Origin of the sequence: Bacteroides sp. (assembly GCF_028690125.1) — a bacterium.
Lineage (GTDB): Bacteria > Bacteroidota > Bacteroidia > Bacteroidales > Bacteroidaceae > Bacteroides.
On the sequence record NZ_JAQVBV010000008.1, the window covers coordinates 1 to 18,890 of the forward strand.

Consider the following 18,890-nt stretch of genomic DNA (forward strand, 5'->3'; position numbering starts at 1 on the left):
TGATCGCGACAGGATTCAAACCTGTAACCGGCTGATCCGTAGTCAGCTACTCTATTCAGTTGAGCTACGCGACCGTTGTTTCGTTTTAACGGGTGCAAAGATACGTACTTTTCCCGAACTAGCAAGTTTTCCACGCACTTTTTTTGATAAAAATTATTCGATGAATCGGTAATTAAACAGTTGCCAGCCGATGCTTATCCCGACATTCCACTCCCTTTTCGGTGAGCTATAATGATTTACATATGCGGAGATGTCTCCAAAAGGTAATTGACATACAACAGATATTTCTCCTAAATATTCAAATTTAAAAAAAGCTTTTCCATAATATGCTTTGTTTAAAGAGTTCCTCTCGATTGGATATATTGGCATAAAACCATAAAATTCGCCTCTAAGATGAAACATTTGGTTCAATCTGTAAATTGGACGAATACCGGCTCCTACAAATTGGTTGGCGCGGAATGCCTCATTATAGGTCAATTTGCTATACAATGTTGGTGAAAATTCACCAGCTTGCATCATAGTCGCAGTATAGTTTTCAGAGAAATTCTTAGATGCATATAAAGCTTTCAAATACCAACCTAATGTCCAGTGTTCACTCATTGTATGGTATTTTTCTTTCATATATGATAGTTGTAGCCACGAATGATGTTCTTTGCTATTCTTATTTCCAGTTGCAGTTCCTTCGCCTGGATAGAATCGTTCTTTTCCAACGAAAATTTGTGCTATAAGAGCTTCATTATATCCACTTGTAGGATATTGCCGTGAATCTAAAGTACTTCCATTAAAACTAATAGAACCACCTAACAAATCATAATTACTCTTATCAAATTTATCTTTTCCAAAATCAATGACATTTTTTTGAAAATATTTATCTTCTATTTTAGCAATTCCAAATCCAAATTCAGCCCTTTTGCTGGAAAGGAATGGGAGTCCTACCTGAAGCTTCAAAAAACGCTCATCCTTTTGGTTAAATGCCGGTTTGTCATCTTTTGAAAATAACTTTTCTTTTTTAAAATAATCGAATGTACTGATAGATGCAATAAAGCGATATGAAGTCGGAATAACTGTAGAAAAGTTTATTTTTGCCATAAATTGTGCATTATTGTACACTTTTCCCAGTTGTCCATCAAAAAGAAACTCTTTAGCGTAATAATTCAAGTCTTGATAACCGAGTCCCAGATAAATCTGGTTCGAATTGGAGGTCGATATATTACCACCCAGTCTAACTGCAAAACTATTTTCTGCTTTTACTTTTAAATGCAAATCATAGGTGTCATCTTCAGGGTTATAAACAGCATGAGGAATGATTTCAGAAATCATATTATCCGAAAGAAGTCGAAAATAACCTTGTTTTAAATCTTCATAGGTAAATTCCTTTTTATCTGAACGGTGAAATTCTTTTTTGATGTATACTTGTTGCTGTACATTGGCTCCATCAATTATAATATTTTTAAAACGAAGTTCTGGAAAGTTGCTGCGATATACCATCCTACGCAAACGTATATTATCTTTATTGACTCTCCGATAAATACGACTCTTAATGGAATCCATCAGACTAATCGTCCGGTTGTAACCTATATCATGCAATTCATCTATACGCTGAAAGTCCATCAAACTGACATTATCATAATTGAAATTCATAAGAATTCCCATAGAATCAGGTATAGAATAGTCCGTTTTTTGCATAACCATATTTTCTATCTGACTCATTAGATCGTTTTCCTTTGGTTTGGTGGGATTAGTGGACACAACACTTCCAATAATAATATCTGGGTGAAAATCATCTCGCATGACATCAGTTGGGAAATTATTATAGATTCCTCCGTCATAAGCCAACACGTTATCTATTTCAATAGGCTTAAACATGAAAGGAAAGCTCATAGATGCACGTACAGCATCACCCAAATCACCTTCTCGCATGATTAACTGTTTTTTATTGTATACATCTGAAGCAACACAACGGAAAGGAACAAACAGCTTGTCAAAATCTCCTCCACATGCTGCAGTAGCACGTGCAAATAAATCTACAAAGACGAGATTCATCTGTATGGGATTTACCACACTAGTAGGCAAAAACTGCGGTTTCAAGTTCTTTAATGAATCTTTAAATGAGAAACGAATATTAAAAAATTCGGGAGTAGGAAGATTTTTTTTGAAGTGATATACATATTTTTCTTCTATTTGTCCTGAATACCAACGTTTAAATTCTTCCGACTTAAGTAACTCGATCATATCATCAGGAGAATATCCCATTGCATATAGAGAACCGACAATAGCCCCCATAGAAGTACCTGTAATATAATCGATAGGAATATTATTTTCTTCTAGGGCACGTATAATACCTATGTGCGTCAATCCTTTAGCACCACCACCACTTAATACGAGTCCCACCTTCTGGGCATAGATAGTCGGTATGAATACCCATAAAGTAATGAACACTAAAAGAAATTTTCTCATAATCCAGATTAAACAATTGAAGTCTTTTTTCATTAAGTCTTCAAATATATATAATACTTTCCAATTAATCGATATTTTTTTATTCGTTTTTTAGAATGAAAAAAAGAGCATTACAACGCAATTTGGGTTGAATGCTCTTTCTTGAGTTTATGTTGATAAATAAAAGGGCGAAATTAAATTAGTTCAATACTACGTTTTACAAAATTGTTCAATGCTTCACCTTTCAGCATATTATTCTGCAATAAAGCCAAATCAATAAGCTGACGAATCACTCTATTGCTACCAGCATATCTTGTAAAAATAGCATCTTTCTTGCTTTTCAGGTCTTCCAATTGTTTATCCAAATCGTTCAATTCATCTTTTTCAGTAGTTGGGATATCTTCATCTTTCTTTCCTTTCTGACTATCTCTCAACTCATTACGACGTTTATTCACGCTGTCCATTTCCGCCTGTATAGGAGCTACTTCGTTATGGCAAGCAGTTTCTTCTTCATTAAGCACCTCTTTAACAAGCTTATGATCTGAATTTAAAATCAGATTGAACATATCTGGCATCTCGCCATAAAAACTCATTCCAGCTTGAATGTTTGCCATTTCTTTCATACGACGCATATATTCACTTTGAGTAATCAAAACCGGAGCAGAGTTTTCACCCAATGCCTGTGTCATGACGTTGAATTCAACCTTATCCATTTTAGGTAATTGACTCTTGAAAGCAGTAGTAATAGCATCTTGTTTAGCAGTCTCTAATATCTCGCCTTTCTTATCTTCTTTGGTAATAAGATTATCAATTACATCACCGTCTACACGAGTAAAATGTGATTTCTCAAACTTCTGTTCGAGCATACTTATCATAGCAACATCCAGTTGTCCATCGAAAAGCAGAACATTATATCCTTTATTGATAGCAGCTTCAATATAACTATATTGCTCATCCTTATTATTAGCATACAGATAGATCAAATTTCCATCCTTATCTGTTTGATTATCTTTAATAAGAGTTTGATACTCTTCAAATGTGTAATGTTTGTTATCTGTATCGGTGAAAAGGGAAAATTTCTGTGCTTTATCATAGAATTCTTCCTGAGTCAGCATACCATAATTGATGAATATTTTCAAATCATTCCACTTTTCTTCAAACTGCTTACGATCATTCTTAAAGATTGATTGTAAACGGTCGGATACTTTCTTCGTTATATAAGTTGAAATCTTCTTCACATTCGAATCACTTTGCAGATAGGAACGGGAAACATTCAACGGAATATCGGGAGAGTCTATAACTCCATGCAATAAAGTTAGGAAGTCGGGTACAATACCTTCTACAGAATCTGTTACATAAACCTGATTGCAGTATAACTGAATCTTATTTTTATTAAGTTCAATGTTGCTTTTTACTTTCGGGAAATAGAGAATACCTGTCAGATGGAACGGATAATCTACATTCAAATGTATCCAGAAAAGAGGCTCGTCGGACATCGGATATAACTTACGGTAGAACGATTTATAATCTTCATCGGACAATTCACTGGGTTTCATTGTCCATAAAGGAGTAGTATCGTTAATAATATTGTCTTCAGAGGTTTCTACTTGCTTACCATCGTTCCATTCTTTCTTTTTCCCGAACGCAATAGGAACAGGAAGAAAGCTACAATATTTTTTCAAAAGGCCTTCAATACGTGCTTCTTCGAGAAATTCCTTGCAATCATCATCGATATAAAGGATGATATCTGAACCACGTTCTGCTTTATCTATTTCTTCGATTGTAAATTCAGGACTACCATCGCAAGTCCATTTTATAGCTTGAACACCGTCCCGATATGATTTAGTAATGATTTCAACTTTTTTAGCAACCATGAATGCCGAATAAAAACCTAGTCCGAAGTGACCGATGATAGCATTTGCATCATTTTTATATTTCTCCAGAAAGTCATTAGCACCTGAAAAGGCAATCTGATTAATATACTTTTCAATTTCTTCTGCTGTCAGACCAATTCCATGATCAGATATAGTAATGGTGTCTTTTCCCAATTCAACATGAATGGTTAAATCTCCCAGTTCACCTTGAAATTCGCCAATAGAAGCAAGTGTATTTAACTTTTGAGTGGCATCTACTGCATTAGATACTAATTCGCGAAGAAAGATTTCGTGATCGCTGTACAAAAACTTTTTAATGATAGGGAAAATGTTCTCTGTTGTAACCCCAATATTACCTTTTTGCATAATGATGTATATTTTATTAGTTTATCTATTAATAATTAATACTTATGAATATTTGTTCAGAGAAAGACAAAAAAAATGCCAGACTCGAAGGTCTGACATTCTGGCATATTAAAAAACATTTTCCTTAGCTAATGTTCAATCAACAAGCAATAGTCTTCATTTCCAATTCACCCTTTTCTTCATTGAGGGAAACCTGAATGGTATCTCCTTCTTTCAGAGCAGAAGAAATGATTAATTCAGATAGTCCATCTTCCAAATAAGTTTGAATTGCCCGTTTCAACGGGCGAGCTCCATACTGAACATCATATCCTTTACTAGCGATAAACTCTTTTGCTTTATCCTCAATAACTAGTTTATAACCAATCGATTCTATTCGATTATAAAGCCCTTTCAGTTCTATATCAATGATCTTTGTGATCGCTTCTAAAGAAAGCTGATCAAAAGTAATGATTTCATCGACACGATTCAGAAATTCAGGCGCGAATGATTTATTTAAAGCTTTCTGAATTACACTTCGCGAGAATTCTCTATCATCCAGACGGCTCTGCGTAGCAAATCCGACACCACGACCAAACTCTTTTAACTGGCGTGTTCCGATATTAGAAGTCATGATAATAACTGTATTCTTAAAGTCTACCATTCTGCCATAACTGTCAGTCAAACGACCTTCGTCCATTACTTGCAATAAGATATTAAATACATCAGGATGTGCTTTTTCTATTTCATCGAGCAATATAATAGAATAAGGTTTGCGACGCACTTTTTCTGTCAGTTGTCCACCTTCTTCATACCCCACATATCCCGGAGGAGCTCCAACTAAACGTGAAACAGTGAATTTCTCCATGTATTCACTCATATCGATACGGATCAGCGCATCAGAAGAACCAAACATATATTTAGCCAATTCTTTTGCAAGATGCGTCTTACCAACACCAGTCGGACCTAAGAACATGAAAGTTCCGATTGGTTTATTGGGATCTTTTAGCCCTACACGGCTACGCAAAATAGCTTTAACTAATTTCTCAATAGCCATATTCTGTGCAATAACTTTCGATTCCAAATCTTCCTTCATTCCTGCCAGTTTAATTCCTTCCGCCTGCGCCATACGCTGAACAGGGATACCAGACATCATTGAAATAACATTTGCAATTTCTTCAGCATCAACAGTTTGTCTATTCTCTTTCAAACTAGCTTCCCAATCTTTTTTCATCTCATCCAACTGAAGAGCAAGTTCTTTCTCCTTATCCCGGAAGCTAGCAGCAAGTTCAAAGTTCTGTGATTTTACAGCTTCGTTTTTCTTATTTTTAGCTTCTTCGATCAATTTCTCCTGATCCTCAATTTCTTTTGGAACATTAACATTGGTTAAATGTACACGTGAACCCGCTTCATCCAAAGCATCAATGGCTTTATCTGGAAAATTACGATCCGTAATGTAACGATCCGTCAGCTTGACACAAGCTTCCAATGCATCATCGGTGTAATACACATTATGGTGATCTTCATATTTATCCTTAATATTACGTAAAATCTGAAGAGTTTCTTCAGCTGTAGTCGGTTCTACCATAACTTTCTGGAAACGACGTTCCAATGCACCATCTTTTTCAATATTCTTCCGATATTCATCAAGGGTAGTGGCACCAATACATTGTATTTCACCTCTTGCCAATGCAGGTTTCAACATATTTGCTGCATCCATAGAACCTGCTGCAGAACCTGCACCCACAATAGTGTGTATTTCGTCAATAAACAAAATCACATTTGGATTCCTTTGTAACTCGTTGAGAATGGAACGAATTCGTTCTTCAAATTGTCCACGATATTTCGTCCCTGCTACTACAGCAGTCATGTCAAGAGCTACAACTCGCTTATCAAATAGAATACGGGAAACTTTCTTCTGAATGATTCTCAAAGCAAGTCCTTCTACAATTGCTGACTTACCTACACCTGGTTCTCCTATAAGAATCGGATTGTTTTTTTTACGCCGACTTAAAATCTGTGCCAGACGTTCAATTTCTCTCTCTCTACCAACTACAGGATCCAATCTACCTTCTTCTGCCGCTTTTGTCATATCCGTCCCGAAATTATCGAGTACAGGTGTATCATTAGAAGGCTTTTTAGAAGCTGTTTGTGCCTGTTGCTGACGGTCATCAGCATTACCTCTGCCACCAGAACGGGAAGAAGAAATATCTTCTTCGTCATCATCATCTTCTGGAAAACCCATTCCAGAATTGATGTCCGGCTGCAATGTTGCCTGTTCCAGTACTTTCGCGTAGTTTACATTATTCGCTTCAAGTACATTTGCTGCCATATTATTCTTTTCTCTTAATATTGCCAGCAAAACATGTTCTGTATCAGCTATGTTACTTTTCATACTTCGGGCTTCTAAAATACACATTTTTAATATCTTTGCCGCATCATTTGACAACGGCACCTCTGCATCTGGCAGTAACATATCATCAGCTTCCGCCTTCAGCTGAGCTTCAATCTGTTGCTTTAGGGCAACTAAATTGGCATTGAGTTTTGACAATATTTCGATAGCTTTTCCTTCACCGTCGCGAAGCATTCCCAGAAGCAGGTGCTCAGGGCCTATATACCTACTTCTCAACCGATTAGCTTCTTCTTTACTATAGACGATAATGTCGGAAACTCTTTGTGAGAATTGATTATTCATACTTCTTCCTTTTTCTTCTAAGGGGTTATTCACTCGCAAATATACGTATTTAATCAAGTTTGTGTCGCATATTCACTTTATTTCTTATATCTACAAATGGTATGCCATAAAACCATGTATATATGCTATTATATATAAGGTATAACAAATTATTGCCAATTTTCGCTGTTGATAGGAGGTTTTTCAGCGTTCATTTATTTTTTTTCTCTTTTTATTCTCAAGTATTAAAGTTTATTAGTTATATTAAGGGCCAATCTAGATGAGAAGTTAGAAAGGTTAAAGAGAAAACATAAAGATGTCAGTTGGAAACAAATAAAAGTAACATAAAAACTTTCGTATATCAAGGAAAAGTAGTACTTTAGCGTGGTTTTTCATGGACCAAAGAATGTATAATTAATAATCATTTTAAATGCTTGAACAAGACAGAATTATAAAGATTAACATCGAGGAGGAAATGAAGTCATCATACATTGACTACTCCATGTCGGTCATTGTTTCACGTGCCCTTCCGGATGTTAGAGATGGATTTAAGCCAGTTCACCGTAGAATTTTATACGGAATGATGGAATTAGGTAATACTTCAGACAAACCTTATAAGAAATCAGCCAGAATCGTGGGCGAGGTATTGGGTAAGTACCACCCGCATGGAGACTCTTCCGTTTATTTTGCAATGGTACGTATGGCGCAGGAGTGGGCTATGCGTTATCCTTTAGTAGATGGGCAAGGAAACTTTGGTTCTGTAGACGGTGATAGCCCTGCTGCTATGCGTTATACAGAAGCTCGTCTTAATAAGTTAGGTGAAGCAATGATGGACGACTTGTATAAGGAAACTGTTGATTTCGAACCTAACTTTGATAACACATTGGTTGAACCAAAGGTTATGCCGACTCGTATTCCTAATCTTTTGGTAAATGGTGCATCTGGTATCGCTGTAGGTATGGCTACCAATATGCCTCCCCATAATATTTCGGAAGTTATTGACGCGTGCGATGCCTACATTGACAATCCAGAAATCACAGTTGAAGACCTGATGAATTACGTTAAAGCTCCGGATTTCCCAACAGGTGGTTATATATATGGTGTAAGCGGAGTACGTGAAGCATATCTTACAGGTCGAGGTCGTGTAGTTATGCGTGCAAAGGCTGAAATTGAGTCGGGACAAACGCATGACAAGATTGTAGTAACAGAAATCCCTTATAATGTTAATAAGGCGGAATTGATCAAATATATTGCTGACCTTGTAAATGATAAGAAAATTGAAGGCATCTCAAATGCCAACGATGAATCTGACCGTGAAGGTATGCGTATTGTGATTGATGTAAAACGTGATGCCAACGCAAGTGTTGTGTTGAACAAGCTGTATAAAATGACTGCTTTACAGACTTCTTTCGGCGTTAATAACGTTGCTTTGGTTAATGGACGCCCTAAGATATTGAATCTTAGAGATTTGATTAAGTATTTTGTAGAGCATAGGCATGAAGTCGTTATTCGTCGTACACAGTTTGATCTTCGTAAAGCAAAAGAACGCGCTCATATCCTCGAAGGTTTAATCATTGCATCTGATAATATTGACGAAGTAATTCGTATTATTCGTGCTGCCAAAACTCCTAATGATGCAATTACAGGGTTGATTGAACGCTTCAACCTGACAGAAATACAGTCACGTGCAATCGTAGAAATGCGTTTGCGCCAGCTAACAGGTTTGTTACAAGATCAACTTCATGCAGAATATGAAGAAATAATGAAGCAGATTACATACTTGGAAAGTATTTTGGCCGATGATGAAGTATGTCGTAAAGTAATGAAAGATGAATTGTTGGAAGTTAGAGCTAAATATGGTGACGGACGTCGTTCTGAAATCGTATATTCTTCAGAAGAGTTTAACCCGGAAGACTTCTACGCTGATGATCAGATGATTATCACAATTTCGCATTTAGGATATATTAAGCGTACACCATTAACAGAATTCCGTGCACAAAATCGTGGTGGAGTAGGCTCTAAGGGAACAGAGACTCGTGATGAAGACTTTGTTGAACATATCTATCCAGCTACTATGCACAATACAATGATGTTCTTTACTCAAAAAGGTAAGTGTTATTGGCTGAAAGTTTATGAAATACCTGAAGGTACTAAGAATTCTAAAGGACGTGCTATTCAAAACTTATTAAACATAGATTCAGACGATAATGTAACAGCATATTTGCGCGTGAAGAATCTGGAAGACCAAGAATTCATTAATAGTCATTATGTATTGTTCTGTACAAAAAAGGGAGTAATCAAAAAAACATTGCTTGAACAATATTCCCGTCCTCGGCAGAATGGTGTGAATGCCATCACAATCCGCGAAGATGATAGCGTTATTGAAGTTCGTATGACGAATGGTAATAATGAAATTATCATAGCTAATCGCAATGGACGCGCTATTCGTTTTCACGAAGCTGCAGTTCGTGTAATGGGACGTACAGCAACAGGTGTACGTGGTATTACTTTGGACAACGATGATCAGGATGAAGTAGTCGGAATGATTTGCATCAAGGATTTGGAAACAGAAACTGTATTGGTTGTTTCCGAACAAGGATATGGTAAACGTTCTGAGATTGAAGATTATCGTAAGACTAATCGTGGCGGTAAAGGTGTCAAGACGATGAACATTACTGAAAAGACAGGTAAATTGGTGACCATTAAGTCAGTAACAGATGAAAATGATTTGATGATTATCAATAAATCCGGTATCACGATTCGCTTGAAAGTAGCAGATTTCCGTATTATGGGTCGTGCTACTCAAGGTGTCCGTTTGATTAATCTTGAAAAACGTAACGATCAGATAGGTTCGGTATGTAAAGTGATGACAGAAAGTCTTGAAGACGAAATACCAGCAGAAGAAGCTGAAGGAATTATTGTTAGTGATTCAAATATAGATAATTCCGTTGAAGATACAGATGGAAATGATAACGAAAATATCAACGAAATAGAAGAATAGACATAGTATTAATAATTAATCCAAAAACAATTATGAAAAGAGTATTATTCTCAATGGTTTTATTAATGACTGTCAGCTTCTCATTTGCTCAAATGAAGAGCGTGAAAGAAGCGAAAAGAGCAGCAACTGATGTAAACCCCGATTTAAAAAAAGCCGAACAGCTAATCAATGAAGCAATGAAGAATCCTGAAACGAAGGATCTTGCTGAAACGTGGGACATTGCTGGAAATATCCAGAAGAGTATTAATGAGCTAGAGACAAAAAGTGCCATCATAGGTAAACCTTTTGATACATTAAGGACATACAATAGCGTTTTGAATATGTTTGAATATTTTGCTAAATGTGACGAATTAGCACAAATACCTGATGAAAAAGGTAAAATCAAAAATAAATACAGAAAGGCCAATGCTGCTAGTTTGATAAAAGAGCGTCCTAACTTGATCAATGGAGGTGTATTTGTATTTAATAAGGAACAAAATAAAGAAGCATTAAAATTCTTTGCAACATATATAGAATCAGCATCTTACCCAATGTTGGCTGATCAAGAAATAGCAAAGAAAGATACCGCTTTATCACTGGTAGCATATTATGCTACGTTAGCTGCTGATAGAATAGGTGATAAGGATGCAATTATTAAATATGGTCCTATTGCTATAGATGAACCGGATAATGGTAAATTTGCAATGCAATTGTTGTCAGATGCATATAAAACTAAAGGTGATACGGCTGCATGGGTTAAATCATTGGAACAGGGTATTATGAAATTCCCTGGAAATGATTATTTCTTTGCTAATCTGGTTGATTATTATAATAATGCTAACCAACCTTCAAAAGCAATGGAATTTGCAGATAGGATGTTATCTACAGATGCTAATAACAAAATGTATTTGTATGTCAAAGCATATCTTTATCATAATATGAAAGATTATGATAATGCTATCGAATTCTACAAGAAAGCTATTGCTATTGATCCTGAATATGTAGAAGCATATTCTAATATTGGATTGGCATATTTGATGAAAGCTCAAGCATATGCCGATAAAGCTACCACTGACATCAATGATCCTAAATATGCTCAAGATCAAGCTATTGTAAAAAAAATATATGAAGATGCTAAACCTTTCTATGAAAAAGCCAGAGCTTTGAAACCTGATCAAAAGGATTTGTGGATGCAGGGTCTTTATCGTGTTTATTACAATTTAAATATGGGACCTGAATTTGAAGAAATCGATAAATTGATGAATAAATAATGATTCATTGAAACATCCTTTATGATTATAAAGCCTACCTAAAAATGGTAGGCTTTTTTTATTACCTTATGCAAGTTCAGAATACCTTTCAATGAAAATTTGCAGATGTAATTATTGAAGTTGTATTAAACATAATAGTGATTATTCCTCAAAAATAAATACCCTTTATTAGCTTACATAATCATTTGATCACAAGCAATGGAGTATCAGAATGGAATATCATCTTTCGAGCAATGCCCGGATTAAATAATCGAGCAAATATATTTCTCTTATAAGATGTCAATGTTATTATATCTATTTGATTATCTTTTATATATTGGTCAAGTCCTTTTAATAAATTATCATTCATAACAACATCATAATGTATCTCAAGTTTGGGATATTGTTTATGAAAATATTCTTTTATACCAGCAAGTTTTATTTCATTCCATGTATCCTTTGATTCCGCTAAATGTATCAAAGATACTGAAAAATGAAATGATTTCCAAGCAGTGAAAAATGATTCAAAAGCTATCAAATCCCTTTGCTCAAAGTTAGTTAAGAATGCTATTCGTTTAACTTCATTGAACTGTTTGAATGATGTATTTTCAGGAATTGCCAATACTGATGTGTGGCTCCGTTCAATAACTTCAGCAGTAACACTACCAATAAGATCAATATCTTTTTGATTCTTACCTCTTGTCCCCATTATAATAACTTTAGGATGCTGGTCTTTGGCATATCTTAAGATTTCTTCCTCTGGAATACCTTCCCTCAATATACAAGTATATTTAATTTTTGGAAACTCACCAGATTCAATCTTCTTCTTAATTTTATCAGATAGTGCATTTAGATCAGAATGTACTTTTTGAATAATTATCTTTACAGATTCTTCATCTCCAATCTGATAATTAAATACATCACCATATGGCAATGAAGATACATATATAGGAGTAAAATAAACGTGCAAAAGTATGACTTCTGAATTCTCGGCATCCGCCAAATTAAATGCCAATTCACACGCTTTCATTGAATAATCTGAAAAATCGACAGGAATCAATATTTTATTTGATTTCTTTGCTACTTTCGGATCCTTCTCTCCCACTATACTTTCAGCTAGCCATGTAGAGCTTTCCGTTATTTTTAACGCACGTGGCAAATCACTCTCTTTAATCCTTAGACGCACGCCTGAAGATACAACTGGCTGAATTTGGTTCACATTATGAATGTATGTTTCTATACCTTCATTTTCAAGGACATTTTTTAATATCTGAGCTTTAGTATAAGTCAGAATGGCTAAAGTTACTAATTTATCTTCCATAAATGATACATTTTATAAGGTGAACAAAAAATAAATCCCAATTGTTGTGACACAATTGGGATCATACTGTTATATTTTAAACTTGCACATATTCGGTAGCTTCCTCTTTTTGCATACTTATATTCATTTCGTCTAGAATTTTTAAAGCCCGATCAAGAACGATAGTATCATCTAACATTACAAGCCCACCATCAGGACCAGGCTCAAGATGTATTCCGACACTTTTTCCTTCCTTAAAATTATGACCTCCGAAAAAGTTCCGCACTGTGTCCACGTGCAAACCAAGTTCATCTGCTATTCTATGCATGCTACCGCTAGGCAATGAATCTTTAATCTTACGAAGTTCATTAAATGTTATTGTTCTCATGTCTCGTAAATTTAATGGTTAATACTATGTGACTAATTTATCACGCTATAAACTTAAGCAAAAAAAAAGATAAAACAAATTATTTGCTTATCTTTTTTTCTTGAATTGATAAAATCTATTAACGTTTTTAGATCACCTCAATAGCATTAGTCGGTACCCAACCTACTTTACCATCTTCTAATCGTATTTCTTTCCATTCTTTCATGGAATTATCTTTGATACTTACTTTTCGTCCTTCATGGAGAATGAAAAGGCTCGTTCCACCTTCACTTGGAGTGCTACGAACTGTAACACTAGGATTCATCACAATTGCATCATCTCTATTTACTAACCGCTCCTTGAGTTCAGAAGCAAAAAGATTTGAGCATATAGTAATGATTAAAAAGACAATTCCTGAAATAAAACCAGTTTTCTTCCATAAAATCTCTTTGGAAAAGATAAAGAAATAAAGAGCAATAATTAAAAGAATAAAAGAAGCAATTCCCCATGCAGCCCATGCATCTACACTCCTACTGTTGATTAGTGCTTTTGTCCATGAAACAAAAAAGATTTCCGGAGTTGCTTCTACCTTATCTACTGTTTTAGCACGTGCTATTTCAAGATTAGCACGGATATCACTATTTCCCGGTTGCAAGAGTAAAGCACGTTCGTAATTTAATACAGCTTTAGCTATTTCACCGATTTTATAGTAGCTATTTCCTAAATTATAATAAACTTCAGCCGATTCTCCATTTTTTAATAAATGCTCATAAATTAGAGTAGATAGTGCATAATTATTCTTTATATAGGCTGAATCTCCTTCAGCTTTGGTTACATCCCCTACTTGAGCGTTGGAAAAGGCACTAGAATGAATAGAATCAATTTCAACTGTCTGTACAGAATCAGTAAATAGCGAATCTTGCCCAAAACAAGCTATTGATATTGACAATAATGTGAAAAACAATATTTTTTTCATGACACAAATTCTTTTGGATTAATGTTTTATTGAATTTTCCATTTTGCTTATCACTTCTACTGAAGATGAATATACCTTATCCATCGCTTGGTTCTCATCTCCAGGAGCAAAGCGTGCAAATTCACACTCATTCAAGGCATTCAGAAATTCCTTGATTAGTTCCTCATTTACTCCATGATTTCTTAGTTTTTCTTCGATATTATCTTTAGATAAACGAGAAACCGGAATATTTAGTTTGTCACTAATATATCCCCACAAAGTTTTCAATACCTCATCGTAAAAAGCATCTTTCTTATTCTCTGAAAGCAATTTACCTGCTAGTTTCATACGTCTTGTTGCTACCTTGTTAGCCTTTTTTGTACGCATCTTAGCAACATTTGCATTTTCACTAGCTTGCTTACGATATACGATGATGAAAATTATAAAACCCAAAGCAGGAATGATATAAAACAGCCAATAAGCCATAGTACCATAGAAGAAACTTCCTTTTGGTTCAATAGTTACTTCATTTTGCTTGATATACCGTATATCTTCTCCCAATACTTTCAGATCTTCCTTATTAGTAAAGTTTGCAATTACCTGATCTGCGTTTCCCGCACCTTTTTCTACATTAACTACATATTCTTCCGTATTCAGAGTCTTATACGATTTGGAACGGATATCGAAATAGCTAAATGTCACACCAGGAATTTTATAGGTTCCAGCATGTCTTGGAATTGCCAGATATTCAATGATTTTATTACCTGTAAGTCCTTCACGAGTCAATCTGACCTGATTATCTACTTTAGGATCATACACTTCGAAATCTTCTGGGAATTTGATTTTCGGTTCAGATATCAGTTTAAGATTTCCAGTACCGGAAATCACTATTTTTACAGTAATTGCATCATTTGTTTTCAGCTCTTTACTATTAATTGAAGAAGAAATAGTAAACTCTCCTACTCCACCTGAAAAGCCAGTCGGTTTACCTTCTGGAAGAGGATTGACATTAATTGCAATCTTAGGAGTAGCAATAGTTTTATTTATGTCCACAACATTGCTTCCACCATTAAAAAAGGCATCAAATGGGTCATCTGACTGTACAGCTTTTCTAACCGTCATCTGGAATTGAGCAGGATCTATGAATAATTTGCCCGACTGTTGTGGAAATAGTACGAACTGGCGATACACTGTGGTGAAATAATTACGTCCATCTTCATGTTCTTGCGTCCATCTGGACTCTCCTGTCATCTCAATTTCCTGCGAATGGAAACCCTTGAAATCAGGTAGTTTAGCATTACTCAAGTGTAGATTAGTTTCCCTGGTATATATCTTATAAGTCAGGACAAATGCTTCCTGCTCATATACCGTTGTTTTACTAGCTATTACTTTAACAAACAAATCCTTATTAGACACACTTTTACTAGAAGCTCCACCACCATTTTGCCCGCTACTTCCATCTTGATCTTGAGGCAAAACTTTAACTTTTACAGAGTTAGATACCATCTGATTTCCATCGGCTACAATTGAAGCACCGGAAATAGTATATTCACCAGGAGTAGTTGCCATCAATATATATGTGAATACAAAACTTCTTGAAGACGTGACATTCCCATTGATAATTTGCGTACTACTCTGTTTGGAACTACTCGGACCCATCAAAACATCAAACCCTTTAATAGTGGGCGCCCGAAAATCCGATACGTCTTGTGTAGTTACAGTAAAAGTCAATTTAAATTGATCACCTACAACCACTGCGTCAGGAGCAGAAGCAGTGAAGGTCACTTTATCTGCCAATACCTGAGAGCTGTATGCAATCAATGCTATCAATATAACTATCAGTTTTCTCATTGCTTATGAAATTTATATCATCAACTTTATATTACCAATCTTTCTCTAAACGACCTCCTTGAAGGACTTTCTGCTGTTTCTTTACTTTATCTTGCACATCTTTCTCATCCTGCATTACAGAATTCAGCAATTGTTCAGCATTCTCCTTCGACATCTGATTATCTTTTTTATCTGATTTAGGGGGTTGTTGCTGATCCTTTTTATCATCCTGCTTCTGGTCGTTTTGTTTATCTTTATTCTGATCTTGTTTTTGGTCTTGTTTCTGCTGTTGATCTTTCTTCTGGTCCTGATCCTTATTTTGATCTTGTTGTTGATCTTTCAGCATCTTTTGTGCAAGCGCCAAATTATAACGTGTCTCATTATCCGTAGGATTGTTACGCAGTGACATTTTGTATGCTTCAACAGCTTTAGCATAATCTTTACCAGATTGAAGAAGTACCCCCATATTATGATAAATTTGGGCTAACTTCATTTTATCTTTTTCAATATTACTGGCAGTAGCATATTGCTCCATTGCATCTTGAAACTTTTGTTGCTGCGAAAGTGTATTACCTAAATTATACATAGACACCGTAGATTTAGGATTTACTTCTAAAGCCTTCCGGTAATTTACCTCTGCATCTACAAATACACTATCATTAAACAGACGGTTTCCTTTACGGATATAATCACGTTCCGCTTTTTGAGCCGAAGCACCAGCTGCTAACGACAGAAAAACAGTGAATATAATATATTTATTTTTTAACATACGCATAACTATTTCTTATTATTAGAGAATAGATGAACGTTCTTGAATAATGGGTTTTTACGATCCAGAATTAATATTTCGGCTAATAGCAATAATAATATAATCCAGGCTATTGCTTGAAATTGCTCATTGAATTCTGTATATACCTTTGATTCTACGTCAGATTTAGCCATCTTGTTTATCTCCTGATTAATAGCTTTCTGAGCTGAATTAGAATTATCTACTCTTACATAAATTCCCTTTCCATCTTTTGCTATTTCCTGGCACATCGCTTCATTCAAACGCGTAACAATAACATTACCTTCCTGGTCGCGACGATAGTCATTAGTTCCTATTTCAGGAATTGGAGCACCTTCCGGCATACCTATTCCAAGAACATTTACCTGAATACCCTTTTCGGCAGCGGCTTCAGCAGCTTCTACGGCTCCACCCTCATGGTTTTCACCATCCGTAATAACAATAATGGCACGTCCGACTCCCTCTTGAGGAGTAAAACTACGTGCAGCCAAATTGATCGCTTCACCAATAGCTGTGCCTTGTTTCGAAATCAATGAAGGACTAATAGATTCCAAAAACATTTTTGCAGAAATATAGTCACTGGTAATCGGTAATTGAGTAAAAGCATCTCCTGCAAATACAATCATACCGACTTTATCATTATCCAATTCATCTACAAGTCTGGAAATTAACCGCTTTGCTTTCTCCAAACGACTTGGTTGTACATCTTGTGCCAACATAGAATTAGAAATATCTAAAGCAATGATAACCTCTACTCCTTTGCGTTTTACCGTCTCTAATTTAGAACCAAATTGAGGACGAGCCAATAACACAGAGAATAAGCCGATAGCAGCGAAAAGAATCCAGAACTTAATGTCCGGACGATATTTAGATACATCAGGCATCAGTTGAGCCAACAATACCGGATCTCCAAATCGCCGGATATTCCTCCGTCTCCTATAATTGGAATACAAGTAGAAAGCTGCTATAAACGGCAATAACAGCAATAAATATAAATATGCAGGTTCTTCAAATCGAAACATCTTATTATTATTTTACGATTTATAGATTAGAATTGGTAAAACTAAATTTATGGAATTCTCTTGAGTATGGAATTACGCAACAGAACTTCCAACAATATGCAAAGAAAAGCAGCCAGTGCAAACCATTGATATTCTTCATCACGTTTACTATATTCCTTCACATTCAATTTTGTTTTTTCCAATTTATCAATTTCTTCATATACTTCTTTCAGTTTCGAGTTACTCGTAGCACGGAAATAGTTACCCTCTGTAGTTCCGGCAATCTGCGTTAATGTCTTTTCATCAATTTCTACCGGCATACTGACATATTGTACTGTATTTCCAATCGGATATGGATAAGGAGCTGTACCATTTGTACCTACACCGATAGTATAAATACGAATACCAAAACTTTTAGCTATTTCAGCAGCTGTTAAAGGTGAAATATCTCCTTTATTATTAGTACCATCTGTCAATAGAATAATAACTTTAGATTTGGCTTTACTATCTTTCAGACGAGTAACAGCATTTGCGATTCCCATACCTACAGCTGTTCCATCCTCGATGAGACCACATTTTATATTATGAATCATATCGAGCAATACAGCATGATCTACCGTTAGCGGGCATTGGGTAAAAGTCTCGCCTGCAAACAAAGTAATACCGATATTATCATTCGGACGACCATTAATAAATTCTGCTGCTACATCTTTGGCCGCCTCCAATCTATTAGGCTTCAAATCTTCAGCCAACATACTGGTAGACACATCAATAGCTAACATTATATCAATTCCCTCTATCTCGCTATTTTGCCATTTATTAGTAGTTTGCGGACGTGCAAGTACCAAAATAACCAACACCAAAGCAATGATGCGCAGGAGAAATGGAGCATGCAGCAAATAATTCTTATAACTTTTTGGAGTATGAGCATATACTCTGGCATCTGAAATTTGAAGAGTTGCTTCACTTTTCTTTCGCTTCAAGATATACCATACTATATAAGGTATAAGTAATAACAGCAAAAACAAATATTCAATATTGGCAAAAACCATTTTATTTATATTTTAACAGTTTACTATTTAGTATTCAAGCTA

12 protein-coding genes and 1 tRNA gene are annotated in these 18,890 nt (G+C 35.4%); 2 read left to right on the plus strand and 11 right to left on the minus strand.

Translation table 11 applies throughout. The features are described from left to right. From PHO71_RS07070 to PHO71_RS07085, 4 genes are all read right to left on the minus strand, one after another. Positions 1–74: transfer RNA gene (locus PHO71_RS07070), tRNA-Arg, on the minus strand. Between the two features lie 79 nt (positions 75–153). Continuing rightward, on the minus strand, positions 154–2,457 hold the full coding sequence (locus PHO71_RS07075; RefSeq protein WP_300200945.1) for a patatin-like phospholipase family protein: 2,304 nt from the start codon (positions 2,455–2,457) through the stop codon (positions 154–156). A gap of 173 nt (positions 2,458–2,630) precedes the next feature. Continuing rightward, positions 2,631–4,676, minus strand: coding sequence for a molecular chaperone HtpG (gene htpG, locus PHO71_RS07080; RefSeq protein WP_300200947.1), 2,046 nt, complete (start codon positions 4,674–4,676; stop codon positions 2,631–2,633). Between the two features lie 139 nt (positions 4,677–4,815). Continuing rightward, positions 4,816–7,347 (minus strand): ATP-dependent Clp protease ATP-binding subunit, encoded by a 2,532-nt coding sequence (locus tag PHO71_RS07085; protein WP_300200949.1) that lies wholly within the window; start codon positions 7,345–7,347, stop codon positions 4,816–4,818. A 409-nt stretch (positions 7,348–7,756) separates the two neighbouring features. Here PHO71_RS07085 and gyrA point away from each other — a divergent pair, with 409 nt between their 5' ends. Continuing rightward, on the plus strand, positions 7,757–10,327 hold the full coding sequence (gene gyrA, locus PHO71_RS07090; protein ID WP_300200950.1) for a DNA gyrase subunit A: 2,571 nt from the start codon (positions 7,757–7,759) through the stop codon (positions 10,325–10,327). Between the two features lie 32 nt (positions 10,328–10,359). Then, a complete protein-coding gene (locus PHO71_RS07095) occupies positions 10,360–11,577 on the plus strand; it encodes a tetratricopeptide repeat protein (protein WP_300200951.1) in 1,218 nt (405 codons plus the stop codon). A 181-nt stretch (positions 11,578–11,758) separates the two neighbouring features. On the opposite strand, the gene PHO71_RS07100 is transcribed toward PHO71_RS07095, so the two are convergent. From PHO71_RS07100 to PHO71_RS07130, 7 genes are all read right to left on the minus strand, one after another. Then, positions 11,759–12,877 carry a universal stress protein gene (locus PHO71_RS07100; protein WP_300200952.1) on the minus strand — a complete coding sequence of 373 codons (1,119 nt, stop codon included), beginning with the start codon at positions 12,875–12,877 and terminating at the stop codon, positions 11,759–11,761. 76 nt (positions 12,878–12,953) lie between these two features. After that, a complete protein-coding gene (locus PHO71_RS07105; protein ID WP_300200954.1) occupies positions 12,954–13,244 on the minus strand; it encodes a DNA-binding protein in 291 nt (96 codons plus the stop codon). A gap of 127 nt (positions 13,245–13,371) precedes the next feature. Next, positions 13,372–14,199, minus strand: a complete 828-nt coding sequence (locus PHO71_RS07110) for a tetratricopeptide repeat protein (RefSeq protein WP_300200956.1) — start codon at positions 14,197–14,199, stop codon at positions 13,372–13,374. 18 nt (positions 14,200–14,217) lie between these two features. Then, positions 14,218–16,029 (minus strand): BatD family protein, encoded by a 1,812-nt coding sequence (locus PHO71_RS07115; RefSeq protein ID WP_300200959.1) that lies wholly within the window; start codon positions 16,027–16,029, stop codon positions 14,218–14,220. A gap of 31 nt (positions 16,030–16,060) precedes the next feature. Further along, the gene (locus tag PHO71_RS07120; protein WP_300200961.1) at positions 16,061–16,777 is read right to left on the minus strand and encodes a tetratricopeptide repeat protein; all 717 of its coding nucleotides are present in this window, start codon (positions 16,775–16,777) and stop codon (positions 16,061–16,063) included. A gap of 8 nt (positions 16,778–16,785) precedes the next feature. Then, on the minus strand, positions 16,786–17,817 hold the full coding sequence (locus PHO71_RS07125; protein ID WP_300200963.1) for a VWA domain-containing protein: 1,032 nt from the start codon (positions 17,815–17,817) through the stop codon (positions 16,786–16,788). 47 nt (positions 17,818–17,864) lie between these two features. After that, positions 17,865–18,848, minus strand: coding sequence for a VWA domain-containing protein (locus tag PHO71_RS07130; protein WP_300200966.1), 984 nt, complete (start codon positions 18,846–18,848; stop codon positions 17,865–17,867). Positions 18,849–18,890 lie beyond the last annotated feature (42 nt).